Annotated in this window: 13 protein-coding genes and 1 pseudogene; 5 read left to right on the top strand and 9 right to left on the bottom strand. The window is 63.6% G+C overall.

Annotated elements, in window-relative coordinates; genetic code table 11:
• The 3 genes and pseudogenes from AC3A6P_RS33980 to AC3A6P_RS33970 form a co-directional block, all read right to left on the bottom strand.
• Positions 1–119: pseudogene (locus AC3A6P_RS33980) on the bottom strand (ABC transporter ATP-binding protein); the annotation flags it as partial.
• 47 nt (positions 120–166) lie between these two features.
• The gene (locus tag AC3A6P_RS33975; protein ID WP_487696799.1) at positions 167–1,984 is read right to left on the bottom strand and encodes an AMP-dependent synthetase/ligase; all 1,818 of its coding nucleotides are present in this window, start codon (positions 1,982–1,984) and stop codon (positions 167–169) included.
• 82 nt (positions 1,985–2,066) lie between these two features.
• Positions 2,067–3,221 carry a CaiB/BaiF CoA transferase family protein gene (locus AC3A6P_RS33970; RefSeq protein ID WP_487696792.1) on the bottom strand — a complete coding sequence of 385 codons (1,155 nt, stop codon included), beginning with the start codon at positions 3,219–3,221 and terminating at the stop codon, positions 2,067–2,069.
• Between the two features lie 196 nt (positions 3,222–3,417).
• Here AC3A6P_RS33970 and AC3A6P_RS33965 point away from each other — a divergent pair, with 196 nt between their 5' ends.
• The gene (locus AC3A6P_RS33965) at positions 3,418–4,176 is read left to right on the top strand and encodes an SDR family NAD(P)-dependent oxidoreductase (protein WP_487696791.1); all 759 of its coding nucleotides are present in this window, start codon (positions 3,418–3,420) and stop codon (positions 4,174–4,176) included.
• A 93-nt stretch (positions 4,177–4,269) separates the two neighbouring features.
• On the top strand, positions 4,270–5,625 hold the full coding sequence (locus tag AC3A6P_RS33960) for a hypothetical protein (protein WP_487696790.1): 1,356 nt from the start codon (positions 4,270–4,272) through the stop codon (positions 5,623–5,625).
• A gap of 126 nt (positions 5,626–5,751) precedes the next feature.
• On the opposite strand, the gene AC3A6P_RS33955 is transcribed toward AC3A6P_RS33960, so the two are convergent.
• Positions 5,752–5,982, bottom strand: a complete 231-nt coding sequence (locus AC3A6P_RS33955; RefSeq protein WP_487696789.1) for a hypothetical protein — start codon at positions 5,980–5,982, stop codon at positions 5,752–5,754.
• A gap of 233 nt (positions 5,983–6,215) precedes the next feature.
• Positions 6,216–7,538 (bottom strand): oxygenase MpaB family protein, encoded by a 1,323-nt coding sequence (locus AC3A6P_RS33950; protein ID WP_487696788.1) that lies wholly within the window; start codon positions 7,536–7,538, stop codon positions 6,216–6,218.
• A 176-nt stretch (positions 7,539–7,714) separates the two neighbouring features.
• Here AC3A6P_RS33950 and AC3A6P_RS33945 point away from each other — a divergent pair, with 176 nt between their 5' ends.
• The 3 genes from AC3A6P_RS33945 to AC3A6P_RS33935 are packed head-to-tail and all read left to right on the top strand — an operon-like array spanning position 7,715 to position 9,690.
• Positions 7,715–8,551 carry a glucose 1-dehydrogenase gene (locus AC3A6P_RS33945; protein WP_487696787.1) on the top strand — a complete coding sequence of 279 codons (837 nt, stop codon included), beginning with the start codon at positions 7,715–7,717 and terminating at the stop codon, positions 8,549–8,551.
• 6 nt (positions 8,552–8,557) lie between these two features.
• Entirely contained in the window at positions 8,558–8,743 is a 186-nt protein-coding gene (locus tag AC3A6P_RS33940; protein WP_487696786.1) for a ferredoxin, read from the top strand.
• On the top strand, positions 8,740–9,690 hold the full coding sequence (locus tag AC3A6P_RS33935) for an NADP-dependent oxidoreductase (RefSeq protein WP_487696785.1): 951 nt from the start codon (positions 8,740–8,742) through the stop codon (positions 9,688–9,690). Before AC3A6P_RS33940 ends, AC3A6P_RS33935 begins: the two co-directional genes overlap by 4 nt.
• A gap of 25 nt (positions 9,691–9,715) precedes the next feature.
• On the opposite strand, the gene AC3A6P_RS33930 is transcribed toward AC3A6P_RS33935, so the two are convergent.
• From AC3A6P_RS33930 to AC3A6P_RS33915, 4 genes are all read right to left on the bottom strand, one after another.
• Entirely contained in the window at positions 9,716–10,117 is a 402-nt protein-coding gene (locus tag AC3A6P_RS33930) for a hypothetical protein (RefSeq protein ID WP_487696784.1), read from the bottom strand.
• Between the two features lie 15 nt (positions 10,118–10,132).
• Positions 10,133–10,564, bottom strand: coding sequence for a hypothetical protein (locus tag AC3A6P_RS33925; RefSeq protein WP_487696798.1), 432 nt, complete (start codon positions 10,562–10,564; stop codon positions 10,133–10,135).
• 88 nt (positions 10,565–10,652) lie between these two features.
• Entirely contained in the window at positions 10,653–11,234 is a 582-nt protein-coding gene (locus AC3A6P_RS33920; RefSeq protein WP_487696783.1) for a hypothetical protein, read from the bottom strand.
• Positions 11,235–11,254: 20 nt separating this feature from the next.
• Positions 11,255–11,890: a hypothetical protein gene (locus AC3A6P_RS33915; protein ID WP_487696782.1), complete on the bottom strand. Its 636-nt coding sequence runs from the start codon at positions 11,888–11,890 to the stop codon at positions 11,255–11,257.
• Positions 11,891–11,892 lie beyond the last annotated feature (2 nt).

Genomic DNA, 11,892 nt, shown 5'->3' with positions numbered 1-11,892 from the left:
CCGGAGGGGCCCAGGAGCACGCTGACCTCACCCGGGGGCAGGTCGAAGGTCACGTCTTCCCAGATTCGCTGGGAACCAAATGATTTAGTCAGGCCTTCGACCCGAATACCGATACCCACGGCGTGTCCTCACGTTGCCAACAGCTGTCTGCAGAAAGCCCGCCCCGTCAGACGGGTGCGTAAAGCCCGTCGATGACCTCGGCGTACTTGGCCGCGATAGCACGGCGTTTCAACTTCGAGGTCGGGGTCAGTTCGTCGCCGTCGGGCAACCACTCATGATCCAGGAGCCGGTACCGCTTGATCTGCTCCACTCGGGACAACTGATTATTGGCCCGCTCAACGGCCTCGGCAACAACCTGCTGGATCTGCGGATCCTCGGCGAGTTCACCGGTGTCCGAACCGGACAGTCCGCGCTCGCGGCCGAACGTCCGGGCCATGTCCGGGTCTAGGACCAGTAGCGCGACGTTGTAAGGCCGGGCGTCGCCGATGCAACATACTTGACCGATCAGGGGCGAGGCCCCTTTCAGGGCGCTTTCGATGTTGACCGGCGACATGTTCTTCCCGGCGGCATTGATGATCAGTTCTTTCTTGCGGTCGACGATCCGCACGAATCCTTCGGCGTCGATGGTCGCAACGTCTCCGGTGTGGAGCCACCCTTCGTCATCGATGGCTTCAGCCGTCTTGCCGGGGTCTTTCCGGTAGCCGCGCATCACGTGTTTGCCCTTGAGCAACAACTCTCCGTCGGCGGCCAGCCTGGCCGCTGTGCCGGGCATCGGCTGGCCCACAGTTCCCATACGAATGTCGTTGAGCAGGTTCGTCATTCCGAGAGCCCCCGTCTCCGACATTCCGTAGCCCTCTGCCAGCGGGATACCCAGCGCCAGGAAGAACTCATGCACCACAGGCGCGATGGGCGCAGCACCGGTCATCAGCAGATCCACCCGATCGAGACCGAGTTCACGCCGAAGCGGTTCAAAAACCTCTCGGTCGGCCTGTCGCCACTGCTCTTCCATGTCGGTGTCGATGCGGCTGCCTTGTTCTTCAACCCGCCGCTTCATCACCGCGAGGTCGATCGCCGCATCGATGGCGACCTGCTGCTCGGCCGGTTGCGACTTGAATCGGGCGAGTAGCGCGGCGCGGAGTTTTTCCCAGATCCGGGGCACGCCCATGAACCACGTCGGGTGGACGTCGGTGACGGCCGCAAAGATCTGTCGGGCATCCTGCACGGTGGTGATTGCCCACCCTGTTGCCATGAAGAGGTAGTGCGAGAACACTCGGTCCGCCATGTGCGCAGTGGGCAGGTAGGAGATGCAACGCCCCTGCGCCGCAAAAGGAAACCGGGTGTTACACGCTTCGAGAACAAAGACCACATTGGCATGGGTCAGCTCGACGCCCTTCGGAGGGCCGGTGGTGCCCGACGTGTAGATGAGGGTGAGAACGTCGTCCGGTTGCACCGCACGCCATGTTGCTTCGAAGTCGAAATCTGCAGGCGCACTTTCCACGAGCTGCTGCAGGCTCAGCGTACCGCTGGGCGGCTCGCCGTCGGCGTCGATCACCACGATGTGCTCGAGATGACTTCCTCTGGCCGCGCGTACCCGCTCCACAAAACTCTTCTCGCAGAACATCACCCGGTTCTCGGCATGGTCGAGAAGGTAGGAGATCTGCTGCGGCGCCGACGTGTTGTAGATCGAGAACGGTGCCGCACCCACGTGCACGACCGCGGTGTCGACCAGGTGGAACTCGGGCCGGTTGGCCATCATAAGACCAACCGTGTCCCCTCGACGGACGCCCAGTCCGACCAGGCCGCCGGCAATGGCCTCGACCGCACGCCCGTACTCCCGCCGAGTGAACACACCCGGCCCACCGTGCTCGCGCAGTGCGATCGCATCCGGATCGGACGCGATGGTCTGCTGAAAGAGCCCGCACAGCGTTGTTGCTGCAGCTGGTGTTTTGGGTCGATCGTCGGACGGCACGGTCAAAGTACTCATGCGGCGACAATACACTCTGTATGGACTCGGTGAATACTGTTTCGAGGCGAGAAAGTTGTTTTCGCCGAGCGATTCTCGACGCCTACGTCTGTGTGACGATCCCGGCGTGGAGCATTGCGTCAATGTCCTCCTCGCCAAAACCGGCACCGGTCAGCACCTCCCGGGTGTCCTCGCCGGGCCTACGCTGTGGCCGGGGAACAGTCGGAGGAGAGCCTTCGAACCGCGGCGCCGGTGCACCCTGCACCACCCCGTCGACCTCGATCAAGGTACCTCTCGCCGCGTTGTGCGGATGGTCGGCCACTTCACCCAGACTCAACACGGGCGCATAGCAGGTGTTCTTGCCCAGGAAGACCTTGTCGAGTTCAGCGCGGGTCATCGAACCGATACGCTGCCCGAGCAACAATCGGAACTCGCCCCACCGCGAGCGGTCTAATTGGTTGTGCCGCACCTGATCAGGCAGTTCCAGGACGTCACACAGTTCGGCCCAGAACTGATCCTCGATGGCACCGATGCTGACCCACTGGCCGTCACTGGTGGCATAGACGTCGTAGAAGAACGCACCGGTGTCCAGCAGATGGGTGCCACGGTCCTCGGTGAACTCTCCGTTGCCGCGCAAGGCATGGAACATAGCCATGAGTGCAGAGGCCCCGTCGATCATCGCTGCATCAATCACCCGTCCCTGACCACTTACCCGCGCCGACAGCAGTCCGGCCAGCATTCCGACCACCAGCAACATACCGCCACCACCGAAGTCACCGATCAGGTTCAAGGGCGGCGTGGGAGGCCCACCTTTGCGACCGATCGCGTGCAGAGCTCCGGTGAGCGCGATGTAGTTGATGTCGTGGCCCGGCATGGACGCCATGGGCCCGTCCTGACCCCAACCCGTCATGCGGCCGTAGACCAGGGCCGGATTGACCGCAAGGCAGTCGTCCGGACCGACACCGAGACGCTCCGCGACCCCCGGCCGGTAGGTGTCGATCAGCCCGTCGGCGGTTCTGCACAGTTCCTTCACAACGGCGGCGCCGCCCGAGTGCTTCAAGTCGACGGCGATGGACCGCCTGCTGCGGAACATCACGTCATGTCCCCCAGCTGCCCAGGGATTGCCGCCCGGTCGATCAATCGTCACGACATCAGCGCCCAGATCCGCCAACATCATTCCCGCGAACGGCCCCGGTCCGATACCTGCCAGTTCGATGATCCGTACGCCCGTCAGCGGCGCACCCTGAGTACTCGTCATCACGCTCCTCTATCCGTTGAGCCGACACGGTAGGGCAACGTTGACATCGTGTCCATACGATCTGTATCTTGGGGTGGCGTTCGTCACATCATCGATGATCGCGGCTACGCGCGACAGGCCATGTCCGTCAGACCGCCACGTAACCAGAAGCCCCGCAGCACTTGGGGGCGCACGCAATTTCCGGAAGAGAGCACGCATGTCAGGTCATCAGGGTTCCTCGGTTGTCGTCACGGGCGCAGCAAGCGGCATCGGTCGCGAGGTGGCTCAGCGGTTCGCGGGAGCTGGCGCACGTGTTGTCGTGGCCGACCTCAACGAAGCCGGCGCGAAGGCCGTGGCAGCCGAGTTCGGGGAAAACGGCCGAGCGGTGGCATGCGATGTCACCGATCCGAGCGCTGTGGAGAACGCCGTGGCGTTGGCAGTCAGGGAGTTCGGCCGACTCGACATCATGATCAACAACGCCGGCGTCTGCACTCTGGGACCTCTTCACCTTCTGGAGGATGCCGATTTCGACCGGATGATCGCAGTGAATCTCAAAGGGACGTTCCACGGACTGCGCGCCGCCGTGCCCCACCTTGCCGCCAACGGCGGAGCCATCGTCAACGTCGCGTCGACCGCTGGTCTCAACGGCGCACCGCTGTTGGGCGGTTACGGCGCCACCAAAGCGGGCATCGTCAACCTGACCAAGACCGCCGCTGCTGAGTTGCGTCCCATGGGCATCCGGGTCAACTGCGTGTGCCCCGCCCTGGTCGAAACACCGTTCTCCGATGCGCTGATCACCGGCTTCGAAAGCGCGACCGGCGCCTCGGCTCAGAAGTACTTCACCGAAAAGCAGGGCAGAATCGGTCAGCCCGAGGACATCGCAAAAGTGGTGTTGCACTTGGCTTCCGACGACGCCGATTGGGTCACCGGGGTGGCATATGCCGTCGACGGTGGTCTGCTGGCGGCGTCCATCTGACTCGTCCCTCGCCCCTGATTCCGCGGAACTGGCCGTCAGCCGCTCAACACGGCCACGACCGAGGAAGAACGCCCACCTACCAGGAGAACACACATGACAGAGCTGGCCTTCAGCAGGGACGAGTTGATCGAACTCGCAATTGCCCCCGGCGACAGGGCAATCGCAGCACTGGATCGAGGTGACTTGGCCGCAGCACGCGAAATCGCGGCGGGATCGGTCGACGCCCACTTTTCGACGCGCGACATCTACACCCTGTGGAACAGCCTGACCGTCAGCTACATCGTGCGCGAATTCGGAGCCGAGGCACTGACAGACTCGGTTCCTGCTTCCGTGCGCACTATCTCACGACCGTGGGTGGAGTGGTTCCGCAACGGCGTGTCCCGCGAGGCGGTTGCCTCCATGGCCACGATCTTCCGCATGGACGGCGCCCAACTGGACGCCGTTGTCGAGGACGAATCCACCATTGTTTTCGTCTCCACCGGATGGGCGGGCAATCGGTCCGACGCCATCCCCGGTGGCGGCGACCTGCGACTGTTCAGCGAAGCGATCGAACGGTGGGCATGCGAGTGGATGGGTTATCCGCCGTTTGTCTTCGCCGACGGCAAAGACGGTGCGCCACTGCGCTTGACGATGTACAAGAACCCGCTGGACGTTCCGGAGGATGTGTTCCGACGGCTGGGCGCCGAGCGCGATGTGGCCCGCATCGGGGCCGCTTTCGATGTCTCTGGCGCCCTGCTGTTCGACGCCGACGAACTGGAGAACATGCGCTTCCAGGCGTATGCGCTGGCGGTCAAGGCCATTGACGCCGGAGATCTTGCACTGGCGCGCCGACACCTGGTCCTGTCGAAGACGGAGTGGTATCTGGGACATCACTTCGGACGCGATCTCATCACCGCCCAGACAGGATGGATCCTGGAGAACCACGGTGTCAAGCACTGCTGGGAGGCCGTTGACCAGTGCTACAACCTGCCCACAATGGGCGCGGTCCTGGGCCAGGTCGACGCCATGCCGTACCGCGACCAGATGCAGTGGCTTGCCGGCCTGTTCCATCAACATGGCATGAAGTACACCCTGTTCGAAGACGAAGGACGCTTGGCTCTGGACGCGGCACCATGCGGCAGTGGCGGCCGGTTGATCGACGAGGGTGCCTACGACGGGCCCAAGAACCTACCTCTGGTGAAGGGGCCGTCGGTCGAGAGCTTCGGACTAGAGGAGATGCCGGTGTACTGCATGCACTGCCCCGGCACCAACAAGTACGTGCTGGAGCACGGCAGGCCGCACTTCCTGCTGGTCGAACCCGGCATCAAAGACGGCAGGATCACCGGGCACTGCCGGTTCAACATCTTCAAGTCCGAGGAAGCCATTCCCCAGGAGCTCTACGACCGTGTGAGCGTGCCACGGCCACAGCGAGTTTCGGACAAGAGGCCGGAGTTCACCGCGCACGCGTGACGTTCGTTACCCAAGATGGGAACGCTCGGCCGGGGCCCCCAGGCCGAGCGTTTTCATTTGTGCGACTTAACGATTCCGCCGCCTTGCCAAGTCCGGTCACCCGAAGGTGAACAAGTATCGCGTAAGTCACTGCTCTGCTCCGAGATCGGTAAGTGGACAGAACGCGGCAGTTCTCGCGGTGCGATTCTCGACGAGCATTCTGTTGGCGGTAAAGGAAGCCCGCGCCAGGCTCAGAGCCCCGGACAGCCCCGCAACGATGAATGCGATGATCTGGAGTTCATCGCCGCTGGCGGACGCCGACCCGTTCAAGATCACGACGAAGGCGGTGATGAACACCGCGTTGGCAATGTAACTCATCCGACTCCGCTCCGGTTTTCGCGAGGTGGCAACGCCGTATAGAACGGCGGCCGTCGGCGATTTGCGATGCCCGCCGCAATCCAGTAGAGCATACATAACGTCCACACACAATGTATGGTCATGCAGGTGCCACCGAAATGCCGAAGGCCGCGCCCACACTCGGAATCGTTCGCGGCGATGCGAACGGACATCCATGTGGGCGCGGCCATCTCGAAGCGCCGGCGAGCGTTACCTCAGACGCTGACTGTCTGCTTGGGGCGGCGCGGGACCTTGCCTTTGTTCGCGGCGATATCAGCCGTCAGCGTCTCGGGGTCGGCAACTTCCTGCTCACGCTGGTCGTCGGGCAGCTCGATCGCGCCACCGAGCAGCTTGATCGTCTTCATCGCCTTGGCCTCGTCATCGTGCGGCAGGAGACGCATGATGCGGTCGGCCGCCGAGATGAACGGCTTGGCCACCGGCATTGCAAAGCGCCACGCCGTCTTCTCGACACCGAGCATCTCGTTGACATACTTGGGCTGCCAGTTCTGGATGAGGCCCCATGCCAGGTGGGTGCGGCGCTCGGTGGTCATGAACTTGGCCACTGCAGCGGGCAGAATCTCGGCGTCGCCCGGCGGCTTCTCCGAGGCGTATTCGATGATTGTCTTGACGACCTCGCGGCACAGATCGTCGGCCGGCAGCTCGATCAGTTTGTGGAACTTGACCTTCATCCGCGCGTCGTCGACGTTGGTGTGCAGCACCGCCTCCGGAATACCGATGACCCAACCGACGTAGCGGCTGAGAGCGAAGATGTCTTCTTCCTCTTGGTCGCTGAGCCTGATGCCAGCGGCCCGAATGCCGTCGACAAGGGTGACCCCGAACTGGCCGGCCTGGGTGTTCATCGAGTCCAGGTTGCTGATGGGCATACCCCAGGCTTCCCAGTCCCAGTGCGGTGAGTGGCTCAGGGTGTTCCGGACGGCGGCGTGGATCATGCGGACCTTGGCCGTGAGGCGGAATCCCGCTCCTGTGCGGGCCATCTCGCCCGGCCCATAGGCGGAGACGACGTAGCGGAAGCTCTCGGTGAGCCGGCCGCCGACCGCTTGCTGATCCTTGAGCCGCCCACTGAACAGCACCGGCCGGGTGGAGCTGTACATGGAGAAGCCTGCACCGATCGAGCAGTAGGTGAGCACCATCGGAGCCGCCGGTCCAACCCGCCACACTGCTATAGCTCCGCGGTACAGCTGATCCCAGTCAACCCAGTCCGGCACGTGGTCGAGCTGTTCAAACAGACCTACGAGCCCGTCCGAAGGATCGTCGAGCGAATCGATGCCGTGTTCGAGCGCCTGCTCGAACATCTTCCAGTTGGCGTTCTTGGACTGGTCCTTGAAATCCAGGAAGGCGCGGTACCCGTGGTCGTCGCCGAGCAGTGCGTGGTCGGTCAGACGCTCCGTGTACTCCCGACCGAACCGGGCGAGTGCGATTTCACGATTGTTGATCCGACCCAAGTCGATACCCCGAGGAAGGCCCTCGGGTACGTCGAGTGACCCTTCGCGGTACTGCCCGGGCTGATCCGTCGTCATGACTCTCCTTACTCATCCAGCCCACTGTCCGAGCTGACAACTCACCCAGAGGGCCTGCAATTACGTGTGCGGTGTGATCGACGCTACTGTGGCGTGGACCATAAGTCAACGTGTCTGTTGTAGCTGTATGAACACTATGTATGCTGCTCGACAGCTGACCAGAATGGAGGCACAACATGGCGCCATCAGAGGTCCCGTCGAGCATGTTCGACGTGTCCGGATCACACGTCGTGATCACCGGCGGAACCCGCGGGATCGGCCGGATGATCGCTGCCGGCTACGCCGCGGCAGGGGCCAAGGTCGTCATCTCATCCCGCAACAGCGAGGCGGCCGAGGTGGCGCAGCGGGAACTGCGCGAGATCGGTGCCGTCACCGCCATCGTCGGTGATGTGTCGTCTCCGGCCGACGCACGGGCGCTTGCCGCCTCGGCAACCGACCTCCTCGGCCGCGTCGATGTGCTGGTCAACAATGCTGGTGTCACGTGGGGCGCACCGCTGGAGGAGTTTCCGGACGCCGGTTGGGACAAGGTGATCCACACCAACGTCGAGGGCCTGTTCCACTTCACTGTGGCGACGCTTCCGGCACTGCGCGAAGCAACCCAGGGCGCCAGCGTCATCAACATCGGGTCAGCGGACGGCATCAACGTTCCGGCCATGGAAAGCTACAGCTACGGCGCCAGCAAAGCCGCAGTGCACCACCTGACCCGCCACCTCGCAAAACGCTTGGCGTCGGAAGGAATTCGGGTGAACGCCATCGCTCCTGGCCTCTTCGAGAGCAAGATGACCAAGTTCGTCGTCGAAGATGCCTCGGCCAAGGAAGCCATCGATGCCACCATTCCGCTCGGCCGATTCGGCGCACCCGACGAGATCGCCGGCGTCGCCATTCTGCTCGGCTCCCGCGCCGGCCGCTACATCACCGGAGCGGTGATCCCGGTCGACGGCGGGCTCGTCGGTTGTGGACCGACCGCCGGGCTCGCCGTGCCCGGCGCCAAGCCAGACTCGGCGGGGAGGTGAGACCAGGTGCACGTCACCGTCGACAGGCGCCGGTGCACAGCAATCGGCCACTCCAAGACTCATGCTCCAGACATCGTCAGCCTCAACGAGGATGACGAACTGCATGCGACGGAGAACATCCCCGAAGCACTCGAAGGCAGCGTGCGACGCGCTGTGTCCGGGTGCCCGATGAGAGCATTGAGGTTCACATGACCGAAGCCCGAGCAGTTCTGATTCCTGAATTCGGCGCACCGGACGTACTCGAGGTGGGCACCGTCGACGTCCGTCCTGCCGAGGCAGCCGAAGTGCGGATCGCGGTCCGTGCCGCCGCGGTGAACCCCACCGACATCGCTACCCGCAGCGGGCTGGTGGCTGCTGCGTACGCCGATTTCACGGCACCGTACATCGCCGGCATGGACGCGGCCGGGACCATCGAATCGATCGGGCCCGGGGTCACCCGGTTCACCCCGGGTGACCCCGTGATGGCCATCGTCATGCCCCGCCGCCCGGAAGGCGGCGCTCATTCCGCATTGGTCGTCGTGCCCGAGGCGGCGGTGGTCCCGGCGCCGCACGGTCTGAGCATCGAAGAAGCAGCAATGCTGCCGATGAACGGTCTCACGGCTCTGGAAGCCCTTGCCTGCCTGGACTTAGCGCCCGGCTCGACGCTCGGTATTACCGGCGGCGCAGGATTTCTCGCCGCGTTTGTCACGGTTCTGGCCAAACGCGCCGGCCTCACTGTCATCGCAGACAGCCGGTCCGAGGAACGCGCACTGGTGCAAGACCGCGGCGCCGATCTGGTGGTCGACCGAGGACCCGATGTTGCGCAGCGCTTCGCCGAGTCGGCTCCCGGTGGCTTGGATGCAGTACTCGACACCGCTTTGATCGGCGCTGAGCTGTTCGACTGCATCAGGGACGGGGGCCGATTCGCCACGGTCCGAACCTTCACCGATGCCGCACCCCGCGACATCAGCGTGCAGCCTGTGTGGGTACGCGAACGGCTACTCGACACCGAGGGGCTGCTCCACCTCAGCCGGCTGGCTTCCGAGGGTGCCTTCCCGTTTCTGAATGTGAGCGCTCAGTTTCGGCCTGAGCAAGCGGTCGACGCCCATCGGATGGTGGAGGCGGGCGGTCTGCGCGGCCGGCCCCTCATCATCTTCTAGGAACGGCCGAGATCTTCCCGGAACGTCAGGTGATCCGCCGCGTGTTGCCATAGCACGCGGCGTTTCCGACGTCGAGGGTGTTCTGGCAGACGAGCTCGCCGTTGTAGAAGATCCGCACCGTGACCCACCTCGCCGGGCCTGCCGTGGATCTCCAGTCGGCCCGCACCTGACTACCGTTGGGCGGTGGGCCCAGTGCCTCGTCGACCGGCACGGTGTACCGCCACGGGAGTGTGACGCTGGGATTGAACATCCGGCCGTTCACCGTCTGATACTGGACAGCCGTGGACAGCACAACCGGTGACACCACCTCGTAGGTCACGACGTCCTGGGGAACCGTGTCCTCGGCGTGCACAACAGGCGGAGCGACATGAGGCAGCACGGCCAGTGCCGTTCCTGCACACAGAGTGACGAGTCGTTTCACAAGCATTCCTGTCTCAGGACTTCACGGGCCGGCGAGAACGGCCACCACCAGGGCGTAGCCGGTGGTCTCCGAGTAGACGATGCTGGTTCCGAAGTCGGTGTACGAGCAGTCAGCGATGGTCGCGTAGCCCTGGACTACGGCCCCTTTGACCGCCTCTCCCTCGATGAGCGAGGCACCCTGGAGCAGAACGGCTTTGGTAGCGCCACTCCCCAGATCTTTGAGAATCGGTAGCGGCTGCGGCTTGGTGTCCGCCGGAGTCACCACCGAGGTGGTGTCGAAGTAGCCCTGCGTCGAGCGGTTCACGATGTCGGCGGCCCGCGCGATGGCCTGGTCATACCGCAAGGGTGGACAGAGGGATCCGCGCACCTCGGTGATCGCGGCTGCGAATCCGGAGTCAGGATCCGCCGCTACCGGCGACGCCACCGTGACGCCAACCGACGACACTGCCGCCATGGTCACGAACGCACCTACCGCGCAAGAGAATCCGGGCCGGACTGACCGATACACGTCGAACGCTCCTTCTCTGGTCGATTCACGCCGCTCAGCCGCAGACATGGGACCGGTTGATCTTGCTGCCGAAACGTTGTGCATGTTGGAAAGACGGGCCGACGAACCAGGTGGGCTGGCGCGCCTTGATTCCGTTGCTCACATTCGACAGCTGTTCCCACAGACGATAGAAGCTCTCACCCTGATAGAGCGGGAAGTAGATGTCCCCCGCATGATTCTGGTCCCGAGTGAGTGCCTGCACCCGCGGTGTCAGGAACGCCACCGATTTGTCGATGTTGGCCGTCACCGCGTCGGCGTGGGCCGATACGCCCGGGGCGTTGAAGTTGCCGTTGTTGCGAATCACCGTGTTGTTCAGGTTCTCGATCTGGATCTTGAGTTCCTGATACTGGGGATAGAACCACTGGCACATCTCACGTTGTGCGGTGATGTCGGCTTCGGTGATGTGGCTGCGCAGCTTGTCGAAGGGGAACGGGAACTGAGGTTGCCAATCAGTGGCCACCGGAACCACATCCGGCAGTGGTGGAGGCGGTATGTCGCTGTCGCGAGGTTCGGCCACAGCGGTGCCGGCACTGATTATCGCGGTCGCAAAGAGGACCGCACAGGCGATTAGGCGCACAGCTATGGTCCTTCCGCGAGTCAGTTCGATCCGAGCACGGCGTCGATACCGCCGACATCGCTGATCTGCCAGTTGTTGCTGCTGTCGATGGTGATCCCATAGGTGGCAGTCGATTGCATGCCTTCCGGTGCCTGCGCAGTCTTGGTCAGCACGCTGACGAAGGTGTCAACCACGTAGATGCCCCCGGCGCTCGACCGCACAGCGGCCGCCAGCGGCCGCGCCGTCGACTCCCACTGAAGAGGCGCCAGCACTTGCTCCATATCGGTGGCGGCCCTGCCGAGTTTCTCGTTCAGTTCCGGTGTGGTGTTGTCGACCAGCTTGACCTTCCAGCCGGCGAAGTCCTGATAGTTCATCTGGGCGGCGTTGACGGCATACTCCAATGCGATCTCTTCTGCCCGTTGCTCTTTGGCGGCCAAGGCGGCCTGGGTGTCCAGGTCGTTTCGGACTCCGATATACAGCCAGGCCAGCACCCCGACGGCGACCCCGAGGAGCACCACCACCGACGAGTAGACCAGGCTCCGCACGGAGATCGACAGTCGCCGGTCCGAGGGTGCAGCAGGGGGCGGTGTGTCGTTGTCCTCCGACTGCGCGGTGTCCTTTTCGGCTACCTCGTCGCGGGTGTCGTCTGTCTTTGCTTTCAGACTCGTCTTGCTCATCT

This window comes from Mycobacterium sp. Soil_C_30 (assembly GCF_057656995.1).
The sequence above is the reverse complement of the archived record's forward strand: the minus strand, read 5'-3'. Positions and strand labels throughout refer to the sequence as shown.